Annotated in this window: 13 protein-coding genes; all 13 read right to left on the reverse strand. The window is 70.1% G+C overall.

What is annotated here, in order from left to right; genetic code table 11:
- Positions 1-77: 77 nt before the first annotated feature.
- Positions 78-1493, reverse strand: a complete 1416-nt coding sequence (locus ACH34T_RS41450) for a DUF6519 domain-containing protein (RefSeq protein ID WP_396026495.1) — start codon at positions 1491-1493, stop codon at positions 78-80.
- Between the two features lie 49 nt (positions 1494-1542).
- Positions 1543-3714 (reverse strand): hypothetical protein, encoded by a 2172-nt coding sequence (locus ACH34T_RS41455; protein WP_396026496.1) that lies wholly within the window; start codon positions 3712-3714, stop codon positions 1543-1545.
- Positions 3711-7187: a putative baseplate assembly protein gene (locus ACH34T_RS41460; RefSeq protein ID WP_396026497.1), complete on the reverse strand. Its 3477-nt coding sequence runs from the start codon at positions 7185-7187 to the stop codon at positions 3711-3713. The genes ACH34T_RS41455 and ACH34T_RS41460 overlap by 4 nt, the downstream gene beginning before the upstream one ends.
- Complete coding sequence (locus ACH34T_RS41465) at positions 7184-10141, reverse strand: putative baseplate assembly protein (protein ID WP_396026498.1); 2958 nt, start codon at positions 10139-10141, stop codon at positions 7184-7186. The genes ACH34T_RS41460 and ACH34T_RS41465 overlap by 4 nt, the downstream gene beginning before the upstream one ends.
- Positions 10138-10533, reverse strand: a complete 396-nt coding sequence (locus ACH34T_RS41470) for a GPW/gp25 family protein (protein ID WP_396026499.1) — start codon at positions 10531-10533, stop codon at positions 10138-10140. Before ACH34T_RS41470 ends, ACH34T_RS41465 begins: the two co-directional genes overlap by 4 nt.
- Before the next feature lie 337 nt (positions 10534-10870).
- Positions 10871-11392: a phage baseplate assembly protein V gene (locus tag ACH34T_RS41475; protein ID WP_396026500.1), complete on the reverse strand. Its 522-nt coding sequence runs from the start codon at positions 11390-11392 to the stop codon at positions 10871-10873.
- 23 nt (positions 11393-11415) lie between these two features.
- Complete coding sequence (locus ACH34T_RS41480) at positions 11416-12555, reverse strand: hypothetical protein (protein WP_396026501.1); 1140 nt, start codon at positions 12553-12555, stop codon at positions 11416-11418.
- Positions 12548-12895, reverse strand: a complete 348-nt coding sequence (locus ACH34T_RS41485; protein ID WP_396026502.1) for a hypothetical protein — start codon at positions 12893-12895, stop codon at positions 12548-12550. The genes ACH34T_RS41480 and ACH34T_RS41485 overlap by 8 nt, the downstream gene beginning before the upstream one ends.
- A complete protein-coding gene (locus ACH34T_RS41490) occupies positions 12892-13575 on the reverse strand; it encodes a hypothetical protein (protein ID WP_396026503.1) in 684 nt (227 codons plus the stop codon). The genes ACH34T_RS41485 and ACH34T_RS41490 overlap by 4 nt, the downstream gene beginning before the upstream one ends.
- Positions 13576-13643: 68 nt before the next feature.
- Positions 13644-14297, reverse strand: a complete 654-nt coding sequence (locus ACH34T_RS41495) for a hypothetical protein (protein WP_396026504.1) — start codon at positions 14295-14297, stop codon at positions 13644-13646.
- Between the two features lie 54 nt (positions 14298-14351).
- Positions 14352-20945, reverse strand: coding sequence for a DUF4157 domain-containing protein (locus ACH34T_RS41500; protein ID WP_396026505.1), 6594 nt, complete (start codon positions 20943-20945; stop codon positions 14352-14354).
- Positions 20942-21223 (reverse strand): hypothetical protein, encoded by a 282-nt coding sequence (locus tag ACH34T_RS41505; RefSeq protein ID WP_396026506.1) that lies wholly within the window; start codon positions 21221-21223, stop codon positions 20942-20944. The genes ACH34T_RS41500 and ACH34T_RS41505 overlap by 4 nt, the downstream gene beginning before the upstream one ends.
- Entirely contained in the window at positions 21214-23307 is a 2094-nt protein-coding gene (locus tag ACH34T_RS41510) for an ATP-binding protein (protein ID WP_396026507.1), read from the reverse strand. The genes ACH34T_RS41505 and ACH34T_RS41510 overlap by 10 nt, the downstream gene beginning before the upstream one ends.
- Between the last annotated feature and the right edge of the window lie 11 nt (positions 23308-23318).

Below are 23318 nucleotides of genomic sequence, written 5' to 3' on the forward strand. Positions count from 1 at the left end.
CAACCAGCCGAATCACACCAAACCAGCCCCAGGCCACCCCCACAACCTGCGGATTCAGCTTGGAACTCGCCCATTCGTTAAGGCTTGCGGGTGGTGCGGCGGCGTGGGGTGGCCTGGCGCGGGGCGCTCGCCAGTGGCGCGAATGACATACGCAGGTCTGCCTGGGCGCCAGCGCCGGTGATCCAGGCCAGTGGCGCGTAGTGCGCCGCCGGTCCGGCCGGGTCGGCTAGAAGGGGGCGGCCCTGCTGGTCCGTGGGCCATTCCACGGTTCCGGTGATGGTGCGTGCCGGGATCAGCCAGTGATCGCCGGTGTCGTACGCGCCGTCCGCGGCGAAGTACACCTGGACGCCGTCCTCCAGCGCCAGCCAGCGTTCCTCCTCGACCGGGATTGCGCCGCCGTGTGCCGGCGTGCCTTGGTGGTCCCAGCGGCGGAGGTAGGGGTGGCGTTCCGGGCGCCGTCCGACCTCCGGGGACGGTTCGGCGGACAGGCGCACCCGGCGTCCGGCGAGGTCCACCTCCTCGACCCGCAATAGCGGCAATGCGTCCAGGCGGCTCGCGTACGCGCTGTCGACGAGCTCCACCCGGTGCCCGACGTCCAGGTCGAGTTTTTCGTCGCGGGCCAGGGACGCCAGGGTAACCCAGGTGCCGTCGAGTTCGTCGACGGGGAAGACGACCGACCCGTTCTCCCGTGACCATTTGAAGGTCGCCTCGCCGTCGGTCCCGCCCGCGTGGATCTCCACTCGGTAGGTCTGGTTCTCTGGGCCCCGGTAGCGGGCGTCCGGCTTGACCAGGCATGGGTCCTCGTCGTCGGGGTCGGGACGGGTCGCGCGCGCGGCCAGCCGGGCGGTACTGGTCGCCGCCTTGTCCGCCCAGGTTTGGAACGCCGTGCGGATCTCGTCGGCGGTCGCGTCGGCGGCCACGTCGAGTTCCGCGCCCGCCAGCGGCAGCACCTGCCAGACCAGCTTGACTCGGGCCGCGGTGTCCGGCATCGCGGCGCCGAGCGCCACCTCCTGGAGCGCGGGATCCTCGGCGGCGACGACCGACCGTTCCCACACTTTCAGGTAGGCGAGGAACGGGAAGTCGGACGGGAGCCGGTCCGCTGGCCGCTCGGGGTCGCGGTAGGCGTCCGGCTGGTCCCAGTACGTCCACTCCTCCGGGACGTCGGGTGGCTCGGCGGGGCCGTCCGGCACGGGGACGCCGGGACGTGGTCGGTCGGCGTCACTGCCGATCCCGTCGACGTAGTACCGGCCGCCGCCGATGGTCAGATCGTCCGGGCGGCCCCGGCCCCGCACGTGGGTGATCTCGAAACCGAGGGCGTCGCGGGGGCCTCCGTGCTGTCCGATCAGGTCGGCGGTGAGCGTACGGAGCTGATGCAGATTGATCGCGCTCTGTTCGTTGACGTCGGCGTCGAGCTGGACCCGGCCCTGCTGGACGAGCACCGCCGTGTAGTGACGCTCCGGCCGGAAGCTGACGCGGGAGATATCAGCGTGCATGAAGGGGGCTCCTCATTGCGGATCGGCAGTGTGAATCGGCGCGGGGCAATTACGTGACGAAGATGAGGCCGGTGTCGGTGTCGGCCGGGGTGTACTCGGCGAGCCGGGCGCGCAGGGCGTCGGCGCGCTGCGGCTGGTACAGGTCATGGAAGACCCCCATCTCGGCGCCGTCCTCCGCGCCGCGGGCGATCTCCTCGGCGCAGGCCAGGTCAAGTTGCGCGTACGCCGGCGTGCCGTACCGCTCGCTGGTGAACAACGGGCGGACGCGCGCGGCGTCGTCCGGTCCGTCGAGCGGAGCTCGTTCGTTGAATGGCGGTGGGTGGGGGCTGGAGGACGGTACGGCGAAGGCGGGCTGGCAGCGGTAGCGGCGCGGTGTCCGCGAACCCGGCGGGACGTAGGAGTACCGCAGGCACCCGACCTGGCGGCGCGCCACCCGCATCTTCCCGGTGAAGATGGCGTTCTCCGCGATCCGTACCGCGTGGGTGTGGATCTCGCCGAAGACCGTGACGTGGTGCGCGTGCAGGAGGGTGTGCGCGATGCGGCAGTCCGGCCCCGACAGTGCGGGCCGCTCATGCCCGGTCGCGTCCAGGACGCTGTCGCGGATGTGGATGGGGAGGGGGTCGGTGCCCGCCTCGTTACCGATCACCTCGATGCTGCCGAGGACGCACCGGTCGATCTCAACGCAGGCCGTGGTGTCGCCCAGTACCAGGCTCGGCTCGTCGGGGGCGTCCGGGTCGCAGCGGGGGGTCAGCTCCCAGCCGGGCACGAGCGTGCTGTGGCGCAGCACGAGCGACCCGACCGGGCCGGTCACGTATACGCCGCGTCCGGTGACGAGGAGGCCGTCCAGCACCATCCGCGGCTCCTCGCCGGACGGGCAGTCGTCGCGTGCGCGGATGTTGAGCGCGTCCGGCCGGTTGCTCGACCAGTCCAGGACGCGGAGCGTCGGCCGGGTGCGGTTCGCACCGCGCAGCACCAGCCGGTCGCCGGGTTCCAGGTCGAAGTCGAAGCGCTCCTGGTAGACGCCGCTGTGCGTGATCTCGATGATGCCGTCCGGGCCGTCCTCGCCCGTTTCGCGGTTCGCCTCCCGGTCGGCGCGCCAGGCATGGTAGGCGTCCATGACCTGCTGATACGGCCGGTCTGGCCCGACCTGGTAGATGCGCTGGCCCATATCTAGATCGCGTGGGTATTCTCCGTCGCCGAGATCGTCGGAAAACGCGTGGTGGTAGGTGACCCAGACGCCTTCCTCGGGGGCGGAGTGGACGCCGAACGCGATCCGGCCGAGCTCGGGGTCGACGGCCACCTTCCCCTCGGCGGGGGAGTACCGCCATCCGGTCAGGTCGGCCACGACGATGTCGGACGGCGGCACGGGGTGGCCGTCCTGCTCCCGGTAGATCGTGAAGCTCTTCCCCGGCCCGTAGTAGTCGGCGAGACGGTCGGCGACCTGACGGCGGCGCAGGAACGCCGGGACGTTGTCGATCGTCGCGATGTGGCCGGCCGACGGTTCCGGCTCCGGCCTGGTCACCAGCCGCGTGTCGTTGGCGAGGACGGAGAAGGTGTAGCGGTTGCGCGCGCTGTCGATGCAGTACGCTGGCGCCCGGGTGATCGAGTACGGCCGCAGCCGCCAGACGTACAACCCGATCCCGGCCGGGGTGTAGCCGCCCTGCCGGTGACGCGAGTCGGCGCGGCGCACGTCGGCCGTCCGCGGGACGGTCGCGAACGGCGTCCCCGCCAGGTCGAGAGCCGACCCGTCACGCAGGTCGGCGAGCCTGCCGCGGGACCCGCGCCGCGCGTTCACCGCCGCCGTCCCCGACCCGTACAGCCTGACCGGCTGCTGATGGACGACGAGCCGCGACAATTCCACTGCCCGCGCCGGCCATCCCGCCACCGACTCGGCGAGTTCCTCCAGCAGGGGGAGCGTCCCCTTGCGCCGGCGGTGGCCGACGGTCGCCGCGACGTCCCGGCGCGGTGACGCGCCGCCGGGCGGCGGCCGGTATCCGACCAGGTCGCCGAGGTAGGGCAGCACCCATTCGGCGGCCGTCTCCACGAACAGGTCGTCGTACTGCTGCTCGACACCGCCGCGGACCAGGCCGATCTGTTCACCGATCACGTCGAGCAGCGCCCGCAGCGGTCCCCCTTGGCGGGCGTCCCGCAGCAGGTGCCAGCGCGGCAGCAGTTCGGCCAGTTCCTCCTTCTCGGCGGTGGCCGGGGCGTCTTCTGTCATCGCTTGACCTCCGTCAGCTGCAACGAGTCCGGGGACAGCAGGACGAGCTGCGCGGGCCGGATGCCGCGGAAGACGAACACCGCACGCCCCGGGCGCAGCCACGCGGTATCGGTGATGTCGGGGTTGAGGCGCAGCAGTTCGTCCAGCGGGATGCCGTACCGTCCGGCGATCTCCGTGATTGTTTCGCCGGCGGTGGCGGTGACCACGTGAACGTCCTCGTCGTACCGGGCGGGACGGGACGGCACGACGGGACGCGGCGCGGCGGGAGCGGTGACGCCGGTGAAGACGTCCACGTCGATCCAGTCCACTCCCGGGACCGTGTGCGCGACCGCCTGCACCTCGCTGAGGTACGCGGGTTCGGCGAGGTCGCGTCCGGGGAAGCCGAGCCTGCGCAGCAGCGCCGCCCGCAGCCGCCGTTCCACCAGATCCCAGGGATGCCCGGCCTTCGGCTTCACCTTCGCCGCCAGCACCAGGAGCACCAGTTCGCGGACGTCCACCCGGATCGGCAGCCGGTCGTCGCCGTGCCGGGCGAGCGCGGCGCGGAGCGCGGGCAGTAGGTCGGAATGCTCGTCGATCGGCGCGTCGTCCATTCCTGCGACGGTGACGTGGACGATCTGGCGCCGTCCGTCGTGGAGCCGCGCCGCCGCGGCCCGGCCGATCCCAACCCGGCTTCGCGCGAAGTCGGCGTAGTCCTGCACCGACACCAGCCGGTCCAGCGCGGACACCGACAGCGGGACGCGGCGCCGTGCGGCGGGCAGCTCACCGGGGGCTTCCGCTCCGGTCGGGGCGGGACCGTCCGGGTCGGCGCCGCCGGTCGCCGGGATCGGGTTGACGACACCGGTGACGCCCAGGGGACGGGTGACCGCCTGCGTGACCTGGCCCGCCCGGACGTTCCCGGCCGCGCCCGCGCCGAACCGGTACCGGGCGCGGACGTTCTCCTGCCCGGTCGGCAGCCGCGCACCGTGGACCCCGTCGCCGAAGTGCACCGTCGGACGGCCGTCCGCGCCGGTCCGCAGCACGTAGACCCGGTCGGCCGGGCCGCATCCGTGAAAGCCGCCCACCCGCCGCCAGGGCAACCCGTCGACCAGGATCTGCAGGACCGGGCTCGCGCCGAGCGGGCTGTCGTCGGGCAGCCAGGTCAGCGGGGTCTGCCACAGCGCGAACGCCTGGTGCGCCAGGGTGGCGTCGCCGCTTCCGATCGCGTCGTCGCGGCTCTCACCCTGCGAGGCGGCCACCACGTTGCCGAGGACCCGCACAGTGTCGCGCCGGTAACGGTGCTCAAGGTCCTCGGTGAGGGTGAGCGTGGTGTGCACGTGGTCGCTCGGCAGGTCGGGGTCGGCCCCGGTGCGGACGGTGGCGATGACCGCGAGTTCGGTCCCCGGCAGGCCGGCAACGCCCGGCAGGTCGGTGCGTTCACCCGAGACCACCAGCGTGCGTCCCGGGGGGAGATCGCGGTGGTCGTCGGCCAGCTCGATCTCGTTGCCGTGCACGTCCTCGCCCAGCGGCTCACCGGCCGGGCGCAGCGCCTCACCCGCCGCGTGCACGGTGGTGTCACGGATGTGGGAGAGCAGGACGTCGTGCTCGTCGAGCCAGGGGTCTTCGAGGGTCAGCTCCGTTCCCCGTCCGGTGATCCCGAACCGGGTGTAGGCGACGGTGCGGACGGCGGTGACGCGGGTGACGACGAGCGCGTACGCCTCGGCGCCGGGAACGCCGTCGGGAGCGTCCGACCCTTTGCGCGGCCGCTCGATCCCGACCCGGCTCCCGACGGTGATGGCGCCGTGCTCCCTGTCCAGCGGCAGCACCTTGCGGTACGCGGGATCCGGGACGGTGAGCACGCCGACCTCCACGGCGGCGGCCTCGGTGCGGGACGCGTACCGGACGGTCACGACGAAGTCCCCGTGCCGCTCCTGGATCGCCGGGTCGCCGCGGGACAGCACCCACTCGGCGGGCCCCTCGTTGTCGACCGTGACCCGCACCCGGCGCTCGCCGTCGGGATCCCCGACCGTGATCGTGAGAGCGGGCAGGCCGGGATGCAGCCGCACGGTGATGCCGCGCCGCTCGCCCTCGCCCTGCCTGGACACCTCGATCCGGCCGGGACCCAGGTCGAACGTGGTGTCGGCGAGCGGCTCCACGCGGCGCTGCACAGTTTGCTCCGGCTCCGCGTGGACGAACTCCGCGCGGACGGGCGCGCGTCCCGCCGGGTCGAGCACCACGCGGGTGCTGGTCAGCGTGGCGCCCGGCAGCGGCCAGTCGGACAGCCGGACCACCCGCCCCTGCTCGTCCTGGACGGGCTGCAGCGGCGCCGTCGACCCGAACGGCGCGGCGGACAGCCGCATCGCCAGCAGCTCCGTCAACGCGTCGCGGGGCGCTTTCGACCGGCGTGATCTGAGCGTCGCGCGTGGCTCGGCGGGCATCCCGGCGAGCTCCTCGGCGAGTTCGCGCAGCTCGGCCACGACAGCGGTGAGCTGCTCGAACCAGGCGGCGACCGCCGCGGACGCGGCCGCTGCGAGCGCCTGCGCCTCGCGCAGCCGGTCCAGCGGCTCGGCCAGCCGGGCGGTGAACGCCTCTGGGCTGGTGATCTCGCCGAGGTCGTCCCGCAGCGGCGCGAGCACCTGCGCGTCGAACGCCGCGATCAGGCGGCTGACCGGTCTCGGGTTGGGGTTGTCGGGGGTCGGCTCGCCGTCGCCGTCGCCGGGGCCGCCGTCCGGCTCGGTGATCCACTGCCGCAGCTCGGCCACCAGCTGGGCGAGGGTCGGGGGCGGCGACTGCTGCAACGCGATGGCCGTGACGTCCTCCTCCCGGTCCACGCGCAGGCGCGCGATGGGGATCAGGCGCAGGATGTCCGTGCCGAAGGCGAACAGCAGCCGGTCGCCGACCACGAGGCCGGTCGTCGTTCCCACCACGAAGATCTCCGGCCGTTGGTCCAGGTCCCTCGGGAAGAGCAGGTCCGGACGGCGGCGGCGCACTGCCAGCAGGTTCCAGGCGGCGCGGGCGGTCAGGTCGGCGTCGGTCTCGAATGTCTGCGCCTCCTCGCCGGAGGCCGCGGGGACGCTGTGGCTGCGCGCGCCGCGCGGGATCAGCACGCCGCCGTCCGCGCCCCGGGTGTCGGCCGCGATGGTGTAGGCCAGGTGGGTGTCGGCGCCGAGCGCGGGCCGCGGCCGGTATCCGACCAGGCGTCCGAGCAGCTCAAGCGACAGCGGGTCGTCCGCGGTGCGCAGGTACGCCTCGTCCGCGATCCGCTCGGAATGGAAGGTCAGCAGATCGCCGAGCAGCGCGGCGGCGTCCAGCATCGCGATCGCCGGATCGTCGGTGGTGCGCACGGTCAGATCGCGCAGCGCCGGATGGTCGGGCGAGGTGAGCCGGTCGAGCATGGCGCGCAGGAACGACGCGTGGTCGCCGACCCGGTAGCCGAGCGAGGTCCGGCCCGGCGGGTTGTACAGCCGGTCGGGCGGGTTGTACGGCCGGTCGTTCATCGGGCGCCTCCCGCCTCGACGAGGTTGATCTCCAGGTGGCCGTTCTCCGGCCGGACGGGATCGTTGTCGCACCGCACGACCTCCAGCGGGCCGAGCCGCAGCAAGCCGTCCCGCAGCTCCCCGGCGTCGTCCGCGAACAGCCTGCGGAACCGGGTCACGCGCACGCTCACCACACCCGGGACCGCGGCCGCCACCGCCACCAGGCGGCTGAGCCGCACCGGTTCACCGAAGGTCAGCCCGTCCGGATGGAAGAACCCGCGCCGCAGGCCGCCGGTCTTGGCGCCGTGGCCGTGGCCGCGCAGCCGCCGCCGTCCGAGGACCCGGTAAAGCTCGGCCAGGATCTCCCCGTGCCGGTGACCTGGGGACGCGCACACGTCCAGCGCGATGTCCAGCGGCACGTGCAACGCGGGCCCGACGACGAGATCGTGACCGATCCGACGGTAGCGGCCCAGCGCGCTCTCGACCCGTTCGAGCAGCGCGTCCGACGGCGTTCCCGTGCGGTAAGCGTCGACGGCGACGTGCGCCTCCTGGACGCCACCCGCCCACCGGATCTCGGCCGCTGCCCGCTGCACCCCGGGAACCAGGGAGGCCAGCGCCGCGTAGTCGTTGGCGGTGACGGCCCGCTCGGCGGGAGCGTGCTTGATCGCGAACGGCGCGAGCCTGCGCACCTTCTCGACGGCTTCCGGCTCCGTACCACCGGCGGCGGGAAGGGGGTTGCGCACGGCCATGACGGGAGTCTCTCCGGACGGTCCTTCCTCGGGGTCGTGGCACAGCACCAGCGTGTTGATCGCCTCAGCGCCGACGTTGCCCGCCGTGCCGCCGCCCACCCGGTAGTGCACCCGCAACCGGGAACCGGGACGCGGCCGCGCACCGTTCGTGCCGTCGCCGAACCGCAGCGCGAGCCTTCCGTCGTCGCCGAGCTCGCCGACGAAGTGCCGGTCGTGCGGCCCGCTGCCGAGCAGGTCGCGCCGCGGCTCCCAGACGTCGTCGCCGTCTCCGATGATGCGGACCGATGGCAATGCGCGCCGGGGATCCTGCGCCACCTCGGCGGTGGGGCCGTGCAGTACGGGGTCGTCGGGCCGCAGCCCGGTGGCGTACTGCGGCCCCCAGGCATGCCGGATCTCCCAGGCGACGCGGTCGTCCAGGACGCTCCCCGCCCGCGCCCGCGCGACGAGCACCGCCAGTCGGCGCCGCTTGCCCGCCAGCAGCTGGTCGCTCCTGTGCAGCAGGACGCGCAGCGCCCGCACCGGATGTTGCCGCAGCTCAAGCCGCTCCAGCGTGCGTAATCCGAACACCACCGCCAGCTCGCCGATCTCCTCATCCGACAGCCCGTCGCGGTCGCGGGCGCTGCGCCACAGCTCGGTCAGCCGCCGCTCGATCCGCTCCGGGATTCCCGCGAGCAGCGCGGCCTGCCCGGCGCCGACGTGACGCGGGCCGGGGTGGGGAACGGCCTGCACCACAGGCTTTCGTTCAAGGACGGGCCGGAACCGGAGCGGCGCGGCCTGGCTCGGCTGCGGGTGCCAGCACCCGAACGCGGGCGGTTCGCAGCAGGGCGGACGCGCAGGCGCCACCGGCACGGTGATCGTTTCCGGGGTCGCGCCGCACCAGGTCAGCGACCGGCCATGGTCGACCGGCACGACATTGCCGCGCGCCATGCTGACGTCCTCGATCGGATCGCAATCGTCCCCGCCGACACTGGACAAGCACAGCGGGAACGCCAGGGCGTCCTCCTCCGCCCAGCCGATCTCCACGACCGGCTGCCCGGCGAGCCGGTCCACGTCCGGGATGACCGAGGTCAGCCGCACCGCCTGCCGGCGGACCGGGTCGGCGTCGACAGGCAGGCCGGAACGCGGCCCCCGCACCTCCTCGAAGATCAGCACGTCACCGGGCCGCAACGCTAGCCCGCCCCGTCCGTGCTCCGCCTCGTCCTCGCCGGCCCATTCGTCTCGCAGCGTCGCCGAGACAGCGCCCTGGCGCAGGGTGCAGCGCTCGTCTCCCCACGTCCAGAACCTGATCGTGTTGTGCTGCGGACGCAGCTCGACGGGCCGCTCGCCCAGCGGCTCGAAGACCTCCACCGGCCCCTGCTCGTGGAGCACGGCCAGATCCCGCTCGTCCAGCAAGGCACCCCGGCCGTCGACAGCGGCGAACCTGAATGAACCGGGCCGCAGCGAGACCGGCTCGCTGACCTTGACGGCAACGTACCCGCGCGCATTGCAACCGTCGTGCATCGGATAGTCGATCAACCGAGTGTGACGGCGCACCGACACCCGCAGGCGCGCGGTGTCGAGATATGCCTCCGTCGCGACCGCGTCCTGCTGGTAACTGATCTGGTCCCCGGTGTAGGCGAGGATCTCCGCGAGCGTGACCCCCAGGTCGGCCGGGTTGCGCTCACGCCATTGCGGGACGGTCAGCGCGAGCCGTTCCAGCACCACCCGGCGCAGCGAGTCGTAGTCACGCGCGGTGTAGTCGACGACCACGTCATCGCCGTCGTCGTGAAGGTCGTCCTCGCCGCAGTGCTCGCAGTCGTCCCCGCAGTCGAACGGCGACGGGCACTGCGGACGGAACCAGAAATCCGCCTGGTAATACCGCTGGTCCAGCCCCGGGAAGGGGTCGTCGCCGGGCCGCCCGTACGGGTCGGTCTCGACGATCGACAGCCGGTAGCGGGAGAGGTCCCCGGCCCGGTCGACCGTGACGCGCAGCTGGTCGTCGTCCTCCGGGTTAGACGCGCGCTCGACGTCCACCTCGACGGCCTGCACGTCGGTGATCCGGCGTCCACCGTCGATCCGCACGTTCTCCGGACCAAGGTCCTCCGGCGCCCTGCCGAGAAACGTGACCGTCAGGACGCGGCCGTCGTCGCTCACCTCAACCTCGTCGACGCCGCTCAGCTCTGCCTCCCGGACGAGCCCGCGCCTGCGATCCGTACGGCACACGGCGTCGCCGATCTGTACGCTCACGCGGAACCGCCCCCTTCCGGTGTCTGCTCGAAGACGTCCGCGCGTTCGTTACCGGTCGCGCGCACCACGTAGGTCACGTCGACCCGCACCGTGCCGTCACCGCTCTCCACGTCCAGCGACCGGACCTCGATCAGCTCGCCGAGCCACCGGTCCAGCGCGGCCTGCACGGACAGCTCCAGCGTGGCGGCGAGCTCCGGGCCGCCCGGCGCGAAGACCAGGTCGAGCAGGCCGCAGCCGAACCCGGGACGCATCACCCGCTCGCCCGGAGTGCAGAAAAGGAGCTGTTCAACCAGGTCACGGACGTGTTCGTCGTACGACGCGTCGGCGGTGCGTCCCCGCCGCTCGATCCGGAACGGGAAGGCGATATCAGTGCGCGCGGGTTTCGTCCTCACCGGCAACGCACCCCCTGACCTGCCGTCCCGGAGGTTCGCGGCGCCCCCTGCGGCACCGACAGGGCGTCGAAACACAGTCCCCGTGTGGTGTCGAGAAGCACCGGCGCCCCGTCGACCCTCACCCCTTCGCCATCCGGCGTCCATCGGACCGTGGCGCACTTCGAGCAACCGCTGATCGTGACAGTGCCCGCCGCGGTCGCGAGCGGCACGCCATCAAAGCGCACAGCGGGATCACGGGCACCGGCCGGTGGGGCGGCGGCGACTCCGCGCCCACCGTGTGGGCAGACGAACACGGTGTCGCCGCCGACGAGATTCCCGTACATCGCTCCTCGCTCCCTCAGCGCTTCTTCGGGACGGTGATCCGCCCGTCGTTGATGTCGGCCTCGCCCGCGGAGAGCCGGAACGTCCCCCCGTTGCCGTCGCCCGTTTGCACGCCCTCATGGTTGATCTGCACGAACGCCCCGCCGGGCGCCTCAAGCCGCACCCCGCCCCCTTCCGGGGCATCAGAAAGGACGATTTTGTGCCCGCCCGGGGTCTGGATCACCACGGGATGCGACCGCCCCGCGCCGCGGGCGTCCGGCGGCAGCTCCGACTCGTCCCCATACCAGCACCCGGACCAGATCGGATAACTGGGATCACCCTGCTCGAACTCGATCCACACACCTGCGCCAGGTTCCGGGACGACGTACTGTCCGGCCTGCTGTCCGGTGAACGGGAGACACGGCATCGCCCAGGAAGACACCTCGTCGCCGAGGACGTCCGGCACCTGCGCCGTGATCCGGGCGATCCGCAGCGGGTCGTTATTGCTGACGACCCGTCCGCGGTACTTCCCGGGAAAACGTTGGTTCGGCGGTGGCATGCGGTGTGCTCCTGGTGTTGTCGTTACGGGCGTACGGTGTCGCTTCGGGCGATCAGGCCCTCGCGGGAGAGCGTGAAGTTCTGCCGGTACGAGCCGGGTCGCAGGTTGTGGGTGACGGAGGTGACGAAGTAGTCGCCGTCATAGGCCACACCGGCGCCGCGTACGCCCACCAGCTCGCGCGGGCGCAGCACGTACCCGTGCCGGGTGACGTCCAGCGACCCGGATCCGGAGATCGCGTCCGCGGACGTGGCGGCGCGCGCCAGCAGCTCGGCCTCGGCCTCGGCCCGGGTCTTCTTGGCGGTGCCGGGCAGCGTCGTGCGTTTGAGTGTCTGGGTCGGCTCGCGGGCCAGCGGCGGGCGGAGCGGGTCGATGACCGGCTGCGGCAGCAGCGTCGACTCGCGGGTCACCGGGTCTTGCACGCGGGCCGAAGGCTCCTCGCGGGCGGTGCCGTCGTAGGCGAACGTGAGCTGTTCTACGGTGTTGGCCGCGTCCATGTTGACGGTCAGCGCGTGCTGCCGCTCGCCGAGCCGCTGCTGCGGCCCCCAGTACGCGGTGGACCGGCCGGGCCGCGGTCCCGGGTCGAGGTAGAAGGTGTAGCCGTTGGCACGGGCGAGCTCGTTGAGGTACTGCAGGTCGGTGCCGGACTGGAAGTCGATGCGTACGTCCTGGCGGGGCGGCTGCTCGATCTGCTCCCTGATGATCAGCGGCTCGATCCCGTAGTCGGCGTACTGCCGGATGATCCGCTCGGCCCGCTGGGCCGGTGCCAGGTTTGCGAACCCGCCGGCCCGTTCCTCCAGGTCCATGAGCAGGCTGAGGTCTTCGCCGGTGACGGTGAGGGTGGACTGCCCGGGACGATTGCTGGCGCCGATCTCGTGGCGGGTGATCAGGCCGTCCATCAGGACTGTTTGGGTGCCGCGAATCGTGGTGGTGAGGATCAGCCGGGTCTTCGGGTCGAAGGCGCGCTCCGGCAGCAGCCGCCGCGCGATCAGCCCGTTCTTGGTCAGGTCGAAGGCCAGCTGGAAACCGCTGCGTTCGCCCGCGGTGAGGGTGATCTGCGCGGACAGCAACGCCTCGGACACCTCGGCGGGCACCGGACGGGCAAGCTTGGGGCCCATCTGAATGGTGAGGTTGACCGGGCTGGTTCCGATCGGTTCGTCAGCCAAGGCCGGTGCCCTCCTCCGGGATGTCGATCTGGCGGCCGGGCTCGGCGGTCAGCTCCCGCGGGTTCAGCACCGGGTTGGCGCTGGCGATCCGCCACCACTGCTCCGGGTCGCGGAGGTAGCGCTGCCCGAGATGGTCGGGACGCTCCCCTTCGCTGACGGTGTGCGTGGTGACGTCGTCGGGGTCGGGGAGCGGCGGCAGCAGGCGGCGTTTCGTATAGCGCACCTCGGTGCCGTCGGGCAGTCGGTGGATCCCGATCTCGGTCTCGTAGTAGCGGCTGCTGCGCGGGTACGGGCGCGCGCCGGGGATCCGATCCATCGCGGTCTGGAATGGTTCGATCATGCTGACGCTCCTATGTCGCCGGGCGACAGGCCGAGTGCGCCAAAGCTGCCCACACCCGCCGCGGCCGCCAGCCGCTCCTTCTGTGCCAGGTGCGCCAGGTAGAGGTTGGCGCCCGGGTGCCCGGCGGGCAGGTCGGTGACCGACAGCACCTTCATCCCGATGCTGAGCGACGCCCGGATTGGGTTAAGGTTCACGTCGAACATCGACTCGTTGACCGACAGTTCGGTGAGCCGCACCGGCATGATCCGCTTGACGCCCCAGGTGAACAGCGTCAGCGGCATCTCGATCGGGCTGATCTCGATCGAGCCCTTCTTGGCGAGCCTGGCCTGCTCACGCAACTGCGCCGTGGTCGGCTGCACCAGCATCTCCAGCGCCGCCAGCTGCGGGTGAATCCCATTGGGCGCCGGAAGCTCAAGTTGATCGGTGGAGTCGATCTCCGCGGTGAACTTCCACTGCTCCTCGGCCGGCCCCTTGAGCCGCAATGCTTCATTACGGTCCCCACTCCCGGCCCCACCGCCGCCCGTTTCACCGGTCTCCCCCGCCGCCTGCGGCGCCAGCGACCGTTCCAACGTGTCAGGATTAAACTGCAGCACAATCACCCGCTGCGGCGCGCCGCGTTCGGGGTCGACGATAACGATGCCGGAGCGGATGGGCTTGGGTATGTCGGCATAGCGGGTCATAGCCTCTTCCTATCTACCGGAGTCGTTCAGCGAGCAGTGCCGACGCTCATACTTGGTGATACTGGACATCAGAGCCGCTCCCTGAGCCGTTCCCGAAGGGGGTCGTAGTCGTATTCCGGGAACAGTTCCGGGAAGGTTTCGAGCATGTCCTTCAAGTTGCTCGCAATGCTGATGAAGTCATCGCCTGCGAGCGAAATGTCTGCGAACAGGCATTGCCAGCTGGAAACGCCCTTCGTGACAGTGAGAGCGTCGAGGTACTCACAGTAGTTGATGTCCATCTTGAAGACCCCACGCCGAAGGTCGTGGTACCAGATTTCTGGCACCGTGACGCCTGGTAGCAGGCGTAGGGCAGAAAGAGCTCCCGTTCCACTTCCTGGCCGGTCATCGATGACGCGGAACTCCGTGTAGAGCTGCCGTTCGAACTCGGATGAACTCTTCGAAGCAAGCGGCGGTGGCGGGGTGGCCAGTGCGGCAAGTAGATACGAGAGCCTGAATTCGCCCGTGAGCGTTACATCATCTTCCTCGAATCGCCAGTGGCTGGAGAATTCGTCGAAGCGAATGAAGCAGCGCTGGAGAGATGGGTCCAGGGGCATGTCATAACGGTCGGAGATAATGCGGAATACCGACTGTGCGTCGCCGAACTCGGTTGCAAGTTCTCCTGGCTCGTCTGCGTGTACTTGGATTCTTGGGTTCTCCCTCAGTTCATTGATTACTTTCCGCAATCGTCTTTCACAATCAGTAAGATTATTCACTATTCCCTCGCTTCAGGTATAACGCTAGTAGGTGATCCGGCCGATTCCGTCCAGCTTCATTATTTCCTGGATTACCGTGTCGAGGTTGCCAAGCGGGCGTCCCACCTTAGGCGGGGCCGCCCCCCTTCCTTCGTGGAATTCCAGCCTTGCTTTCAGGTCGCCAAAACGTTTGAACTTGCGCTGTTTAGACAATTTTTTGATCACTTTGACGAATGCGGGAGTTGCGCCTAGTTGTTCTATATATAGCTGCTCGGATTCGTTCGGATCGTTTACTCGGATAGTCCACTTGAGGTTGCGGGGGAGGCGAATTGACTCCGCGTAGGAATCCGTCATCGACTTTTCTTCCCAAGCGTTACCCACCTTCTTGTAGCTACCATATTTCGCCACGATGTGCGAAGGGAAGAATTCGTTGGGACTGGGATGGAAGTTCACCTGAACGGAATACCAAATCATCTTCCCGTCCGGCTCTCTGGCCTTATCCGCTTGATCTTCGATCTCGTCTTTGAAGGCGTTGTTGGTTCGCAGAGGAGCCGGTACGAGGTTGGATCCTGAAGCAAGGCCGCCTATGCGTTCCGATAGAAGGTGCATCTTCAAGGTGTAATCGGGGGGCCTGTAGAGTCCGGAACTCCAGCCCAGCGGGTTCCCCGGCTTGGCATAGTCTGAATCCTCGCCCCGGGGAGTGCTGTTCTTTATGTAGGACGCCTTGAAGCTTCGAGCGCGCACCCCGTCGATGAACGGAGGGAGCACGGTAGGGGGAAGCTCTGGTTCGTCTGGCCAGACGCTGCGCTGTGCCATGAAGTACGCGAGTTCAACCATCCTGTCCCGTAGGCGCACATAGTCGCGCGACAGAGTGCTGGTCCCGATCCTTCGGCGACCGGAAGCCCCTGTCGAGGTTCGGGGCGACATGCCATCTTGCGTTCGCTCGACTTGGAGATGCAGGTTACTGGCGTTGCGAAGCGCGTGCGCTTGCTCCGTCTTCTGGGGGGAATCGTCCAGCCTCGCGATCTCGTGGCTCCACTCGCCAAAGAACGTGCTCATCGACTCGGTTTGGCTGCGCACAATCAGGTCTGCGCTTCGCGTACGTCCATTGAAGAGGAGGGTGTGGACCTCACCGTTGTTTATGCGGAACCGTACCGTCGGCAAGTCGAGGTTACGTAGAGAATCCGCCTCTTCGTTCTTTCTGTCGTTCTTAGCCTTAGGGCTTTTTGGCCTGCCGGGTGTATCGCTGTCCTTGTCGGGCTTGAGCGGACGAGGCTTGCCAGGCCTACGAGGGCCGGGCTTGTCGCTATCCCTGTCCGGCCTGGGTTTGCGGGGACCCGGCCTGTCACCGTCCCGGTCCGGCCTCGGCTTGCGAGGGCCGGGCACGTCGCTGTCCTGCGGCTTGTTCGGGTCTCGGTCCCTGGGCCTGTCGGGGTCTGTGTCGTCGCCCCTGGGCTTGTCCGGTTCCCTGTCGTCGGGCTTCTGCCTGCCGGATTCCTGGTCACCCTTCGGTTGGTCTGGTCCTTTGTCGTCGGGCCTCGGCTTCGGGGTTGGCTCGGGCTTCGGCTTTGGTGGGGGTTTCGGCTGCGGCTTGGGCCTCGGGGACGGAGTCGGGCGGGTGTCCGGCTTGCCGTCGTCCTTGTCCTTCGGCTTCCCGTCCTTATCTTTGTCCGTGGGCTTGCCGTGACCCGAGGGCTTGGGCCTGCCGGGGGCGGCGTCCTTGCCCGAGCCTGGCGTCGCGGGCTTGTTGGGGTCGGGCTTCGTGCTGGGCTTCGGTTTGGTAGTGGTCGGGCGCGCGAGCGGGGCAGTGGCGAAGGGCTTGCCGTCGGTGCCGTCCTTCTTCGGTTTCTGCTCCTGGTCCTTCTTGTCGCCACCCTTGTCGTCCGATCCCGCAGCGCCCGGCCCCTTGTCTCCGCCCTTGTCGCCCTTGCCGCCGAGCTTGGCGGCGACGTCCTTGAGGCGCTTTCCCACCTTCGCGACGTACTTGCCGATGCCGCTTAGCAGGAACTCGTAGGCCAGTTCGAGGAGTGCGACGATGCCGGCCGCGACCGCCTTCGCGAAGAGGATGCCCGCGCCGCCGCTGCGGACAGCCTTCAGCCAGCTGATGACCGCGCCGACGGCGCGTATGATCTCGCTCAGTGCGCCGATGGCCGTACGGATGGCGTCGATGACGGCCATTACCCAGCCCGCGCCCGGGATCAGCTTGGCGACGACCTTGGTGATGACGATCTCGCCGATGATGAACGGGAGTTGGGGGACGATGGCCTCCCATGTCTCCTTGACGATCCTTTCCAGGGTGTAGCCACCCTTGATCAGCTTGTCCAGGGTGGCCTTCGGTACACCGATGATCTCTTGGATCTTCGACTGGAACCACTGCTTGACGGCCTCCTTGACCTCGCGGAACAGATGGTTCTTCGCACCGTCCACCGCCGAGTTCTTGGCGCCGCTCAGCCAGCCGCCGGGGTCGGAGAGGAAGTCCACCGCGATCATCATGAACTCGCCGAGCGCGTTCAGCAGTTTGGAGGCGTAGTCCAGGACCGCCTTGACCGCAGCGACGACTGCCTTGATCACGTCCTGCAGCATCTTCTTGAGGATGTTCAGGATGTCGCTCAGCAGCTTGCCGATGGCGTTCAGCAGATCGGTGATGATCTGCTTCAGCATGGTGGCGAGCTTGTTGACGAAGGCGATCGCGGCCTCGATCAGTGACGTGATCAGCTTCCGGATACTGTTGGCCAGTTCGATGATGGCCCGTACCATGGATTTGACGAATTCGATCAGGTCATTGATGAGATTCTTGATCGTGTCGACGATGAACTTGCGGGCCTCGTTGATCCAGCGCTCGACCGTCTCCTTGAAGTTCTTGATGAAGCCGACGACCGCGTCACGCGCCTTCCTGATGACGCTGACGATCGCGTTCTTGATCTCGATGACCTTCTGTTTGATCCAGTCGAAGGCCTTGCTGATCCAGTTGCCCGACTCCTTGACACTGTCGTCGCGCTTCTTCTCGGCGTCCTGTTCGGCCTTGGTGTTCTCGTCCTGGATCTTCTTGTCGCCGTCCTCCTTCTCCTTGGTGACGTCCTTGTCGGTCTTCTCTTCCTTGTCCTTGACGTCCTTGCGGACCTTCTCGTGCCGCTCGGTCTTCTTGGTGCCGAGCTTCTTGAGCTCCCCGTCCTGCTCCTTGCGCCAGTCGGAACGTTGTGTGGTGACCTCGTTCAGGGCCTTCTCGCGCTCGCCCGCCTGATTCTTGGTGTTGGTTGCAACCTCGGCGTTGACCTTCTGCTTGTGCTTCTGCTGCGAGTCGCGGAAGTCCCTGTCCTTGGTCTGCCGCCCCTCGGAAATGCCCTGCTGGCCCTCGCTGAACGCGGCCTGGAACTGCGGACCGCGATCGTGCTCCGCTACTTCGGAGGCAGCCTCGGGAGGTACGGCACCGGTGGCCGCGCCGGTCCCGGGCGCACCGCCCTTGCCGCCCTCCGGGCCGGGCACCTTCGCCGTCATCTGCTCCTTCGGAGCATTGGGGTAGACCTGGTTCTCACCCATCGGGCGGCCGGCGTCGTCACGGCCCGTCGCGACAGTCTCCTGGCCCTTGGTGTCGACAGCGGAGCCCTGTTCGCCGGCCGTCTGCTCGGCGGCGCCCTCCATCTGCACGCCCGGCGCGTTGCCCGCCTGGGCCTGCTTGAGCGCCTCGTCCTTGGTCGGCAATCCGGCGAACTTGGCCGCCAACTCCTGTGCGTCCACCTCGAAGCCGAGCTTGTTGGCGATCCAGCCGAGGCCAAAACCCAGGGCCATCTTGAAGGAGTCCCAGCCGCCCGGCTCTTCCGCCTTCTCCGCCTCGATCGGCCCCTCGGGCTCCTTGGCGCCCTTGACCTCAGCCTTCTCCTCCTCGGGAGCCTCGGACTTTTTCGCCGGATCCTGTGAGTACTGGGCCGGTGCGTCGGCCTTCGGCTTGCCCTGTAGGGTCTGCGGCGCGCCCGCCGGGCGCTGCATCGAGGGAGGCGCCGCGGCGAGCGCCTTGTGTTCGTCTCCGACGGTGCGGTCCACCGAGCCGCTCACGCCGGTCATCGCCGCAAGTGCCTTGTGGGGCTTGAGTTTTGCGGCAGTGGACAGGCCCGCTTCCGGGGCTACCTGCGAGAGGTTCGGGGCCGGTGCGGAGTCCTTTTTCCCCTTGGTCGGTGCGGCCGCCCTGCTACCGCCTCCACCGCCGCCGCCACCGCGCTGTGCCTTGGCGGCGGGAGCCGCCCTGGGCGCCGCGGCCGGAGCCTCGGGGGCCGTTGTAGGTTCCGGAGCGGCGGGCGCGGACTCCTTCGCTGCCGGGGCCTCCGTACGGGACGTCCGCTCGTTCGTCGCCGGGCTCCCGCCCGACGGCTCGCGCCGTGCCTCGCCGGCCGCGTTGCTGCTCGCGCCGCCGGGCGTATCGGCGTTGGACCCGCCGGAGATATGGGTGTCCCGGGCGGGCGAGGGCGCCTTCGAGTCGGCCGTCGGCTCGCTCTTGGCCGCCGGAGCCGAGTCCGTCCTCTTCTGTTCCTGTTTGGCCACCGGCTCCGACGCCGCCGACTGACCGCCCAGCGCCTGCTGAGAGGCCTTCTCCGGAGCACCCCCCGACCTGTCGCCCCCGGCAGAAGTGCCCTTCTCCTCCTTGGCGGCCTGTTCCTTGGTCTCGCTGCCGCCCTCGGACTTGCCCGACGCCTCCTGCACCGTCATCTGTGCAGCGACGGGGCCGGCTTTCGGGTCGTCGCCGCTCGCCGGGTTCTTCGACACCGCGCCCGGTGCCGGCGGTGATGCCTCGGCGGCCTCTTTCAGAGCGAGATCGCCGGGCTGTCCGCCTGCTGGTTCACCCTCCTCCGCCTCAGCCGACGGCTCCGTGTCGGCGACGTCCTCTTCGGGCTCGGCCTCCGCAGCCGCCGCTTCCTCAGCGTCTTCGGCGTCCTCCGCGTCCCGCTCGGCCTGTACTTTGTCGGCCTTGGTCACCGGTGGGGTGGGGAACGACGGGAGTGGCGGAGTGGCGGACGAGGACGGGTCGAGCTTGTCCGCGGTCGGTACGCCGGACACATCGAGGTCCTGCTCGGGCAGGAAGTCCTCCGGCTGGAGCTTGATGTCCCAGGCGCTCTTCTCCTCGCCACCGACCTTGACCTCCGATTCGCTGCCGGAACCGAACGGGTTCTCGTCGGCCTTCTCCTCCGGACCCTCGAGATCCTGGTTGCGTACACCGTCGAGCGTGCTGTCCGCGCCGGACAGCTGGGTGTCCTTGCCGGCCGTCGTGGGCGAACCCGTGGGTTTCGCCGACCCGGCCTTGTCCTCCGGCTTCAGCTGCTGCCCCGCCACGAGCGAATCGACCGCGCCCGGACGGTTCTTGGCCGCGGACTCCTCCTCGCTGGCCGCCGGGACGCCCTGCTGGTCGGTTTCTTCAGCGCCCTGCTCCGAGTCCGCGGTCTCCCGCGTACCGCCGTCCTGCTGCCCGTCCTCGGATCTCGCGCCCGAAGGCGCGCTCTGAGCTACCGGCCGCGCCTCCGGAGATGATGCTGGTTGCTGCGCGGTCGCGGCGGCCGGTGCCGCCGCATGTTGCTCGCCCGATGACGTACTTCCGCGATCGCCTCCCGTATCGGTGCCCGGCGTCTGCTGCTGACCGCCGCGGGGCGCACCGCCGCCCTGCGGGGTAGTGCCGTTCTCCGGTGTGCCGCCGTTCTGCGGGGTGCTTCCGGCGGCACCACGCGTGCCGGGCTCGTCCTTCTCCGGTCCCGGCGCCACCATGGGCTTCCGCTGCTGTTCCCGCCGCTCTTCGGCCGTCTGCCACTCGGTCTCGCGCTGGAACTCGAGCTCCTCGACCGGATCCGGCTCGATGGCCGGGACGTCGAGCGAGTTCTCCTCCGGCCGATCGTCGGCCTCGATCTCGTCGACGAGGTCAAGTACACGCTCGTACTCCGGGCTGAGCAGCCTGATCTCCAGCCGTTCGAGGACGGTGTACCGCAGCTCATCGGGCAGCCGCGCCAGCTGCCTGCGGGTGCGCTTCGACAAATCCGCCGGATCGCCGCGCAGTGAGCGCACGATGCCGTTCGTCAGCCGGTCGACCAGCGTGGCGGGATCGATCTGCTCCGCGCGCATTCGGTCGGCGTCGACGGTGGCGTAGCGCAGCCAGCCCGGGGTGGCCTGGCCGGGCTCTGCCTCGGGCGTCGCCTCGTCGTTTCGTACGAGATCCCGCGCCGCCGACTCGGCCTCGCGCTCGGCCGCATCCTGCGGCAGGCTCACCGCGCCCACATCGCGCCCGGCACGCAGCGTGCCCAGGCCGTTCGGGTTCTGCACGGTGTGCAGCAGCTCGTGCGCGAGCAGCCGCTGTCCGTTCACGAGGCCGGGCTGGTAGGCACCCTCGCGGAAGAAGATCTCCTGGCCGACCGCGACCGCGTCCGCGCCGAGCATCTCGGTGAGCGCGGCGGCGTCCCGGTCGGTGTGCAGGCGTACCCGGCCGAGGTCGTGGCCGAGCGTCTCCTCGAGCTCGCGCCGTACGCCCGGATCCAGCGGCTGTCCGGCGCCGCTGACGATGTCCCTCGGCTCGGGTGTACGAGCCTTGGCGGCATGCTCCTTGCGTTTGCGGCGCCGGTCCGCCGCCTGCGTCGACCGGGTGTCCTGGGCGAGGGTCGAGCCGCTCATGATGCCCGCCCCTGCCCGGACAGTCCGACGTGTACGGCGCGGGCCAATGCCCTGCCCAGGCGTCCCGGCGAGGTGGTCGCCGGCAGCGGCGGCAGCCCGGTCAACGTGTCCAGCCTGCGGTCGGCATCGGCCAGCGGTACACCGCGGGCCCGGATGAGCCGGTCAAGCTCCCGCTCGAAGGCGGCCGACACCAGGTCCGGGTCGACGCGGTGGTCGAATCCGTCGAACACCAGCTCGCCGATCTCCACCCGTACGGTGCGCGACTGCTCTACACCCATCCGCGCACCTCCGACGGAGACAGCGAGCGCTCCAGCTTCTGGTACTCGGTGCGGGCCGCCGCCAGCAGGTGCCGCATCCGCAACCGGTCGCCCGCGTCGGCGGCGAGGAACGCGCCGGACAGTGCGATGTTGCGGATCGCGCCGCCCGCCACCGTCAGCTGGGCGAGCCGCTCGTGGTCTACGCCCTCGGTGGGCGCCTGAGCGGGCAGCACCCGACGCCAGATCTGCGCGCGCTCCCGCTCGCTGGGGAAGGGGAAGTCGACGACGAACCGGATCCGGCGCATGAAAGCGGTGTCGAGTGCCTTCTTCATGTTCGTGGTCAGCACCGCCAGACCCCGGTACGCCTCCATCCGCATCAGCAGATAGCTGACCTCCAGGTTGGCGTACCGGTCGTGGCTGTCCTTGACCTCGCTGCGCTTCCCGAACAGCGCGTCGGCCTCGTCGAACAGGAGCAGCGCGCCGCCGCGTTCGGCCGCGTCGAAGACCTTGCGGAGGTTCTTCTCGGTCTCCCCGATGTACTTGCTGACCACCTGCGACAGGTCGATGACGAACAGGTCGAGGCCGAGTTCGTTCGCCATCACCTCGGCGGCGAGGGTCTTGCCGGTGCCGGAGCTGCCCGCGAACATCGCCGTGACGCCGAGGCCGTTGCGCAGTGTCCGCGCGAAGCCCCATTCCTGGTGGACGATGCCGCGGCGGCGTGTGTGCGCGACGATCTCGCGCAGGATCCGCGACTGTGGTTCGGCGAGGACGAGGTCGTCCCACCCGGCGATGGGTTCGATACGGCGGCCGAGCTCGTCCAGGCCAATCCGGGCCTCGGCGAGCCCGGCCCGCCAGGCGAGCGTCGCGGCGTCCGGGGTGCCCGGGGTGTCCGCGTCGTCCTCCGAAGCGGACAGGTCGCGGCGGACGGCGGCGGCGGCCGACCTGACGGTGTGCGGCGGCAGCTGGAACTGCGCGACCAGCGACCGCAGCCGCTCGTCGGTGATCTGCGGCAGGTCGGCGAACGCGTCCGCCCAGACGGTGAGCTGCTCCTCGTCGTCGAGCCTGGGGACGGCGACGCGTTCGCCGGTCCTCATCGGGTCGGCTTCCTCACCCGCGGTGCCGGTTCGCCCTGGGCCGTCGCGGGCGATCACGAGCGGTACGGCGGCGGCGCCGATGAACGCGTCGGCGGCGGCGTGCTGGTCGCGGTCCAGCTCGCCGACCGCGATCAGCAGGGCGGCGGGCAGCAGGATCGCCTCCCGCTGCCAGAGGCGGGCCAGCCGGTCCCGCTCGGCGGGGTCGGCGGGGACGTCGGCGGCCGCCATGGCGTACAGGGCGAGGCCGCGGCGGTGGGCCGCGGCGGCGGCGATGTCCAGCCTGGTGCGCGGGTCACCGCCGACCAGCTCGACCTGGAGCGAGGCGCCGGCCGCATCGCCGGTCAGGGCCGCGGCGACGCGGTCGGCCGCGCGCTCGTAGGACGGCGGCAGCGGGCCGGGCAACGGTGCGCGACGCAGCATCCCGTGCAGCCGGGCGTCGAGGTAGGGCGAGCCGGCCAGGAAATGCAGGACGCGTTCGTCGATGCGCAGCCGTGCCAGGGTCAGCGGTGCCTCGTCCACGGGTTCGATCAGCCGCCAGCGGCGCAGCGGCGCCACCGGGGTCAGTGCACTCCAGTGCGGGTCGGACAGCGCTGCGAGGCCGAGCGAGAACGTGGGATAGGCCCGGTCCGGATCGCCGGACGCGGCCGCGCACCGCGGCGCCGTGGTCGGATCCAGTTCCGCGGCGGCGGCCAGCAGCAGCACGTCCCGTTCGAACGTGCTCAGCCCGAGGCAGGACACCAGTGCGTCGAGCGTGGCCGGGCCGGTGGTGGCGCGCGGCTCAGGTGTGCCGTGCGCGGCGGTCGGCTCGGGTGGCTCTTCGTGTCCGCGTGCGTCCTTCAGCCGCGTTCCGTTGCCGCGCCGCCGGGCGCGCGCCGCGTGCGCGTCGAGGCGGTCGAGGACGGACCGGATCGCCGTGGCGAGCGTCGCGCCACCGGTGCCGTCGGGCCCGGGATCCGGCCCGACCCCGTTAGGTCCCGAGGATCCGGGTCCGGGTGCGGTGAAGGTCTCCATGGTGTGGCGTC

The organism is Actinomadura sp. 9N215 (assembly GCF_044326345.1).
In the GTDB taxonomy this organism is placed as follows: Bacteria; Actinomycetota; Actinomycetes; order Streptosporangiales; family Streptosporangiaceae; genus Spirillospora.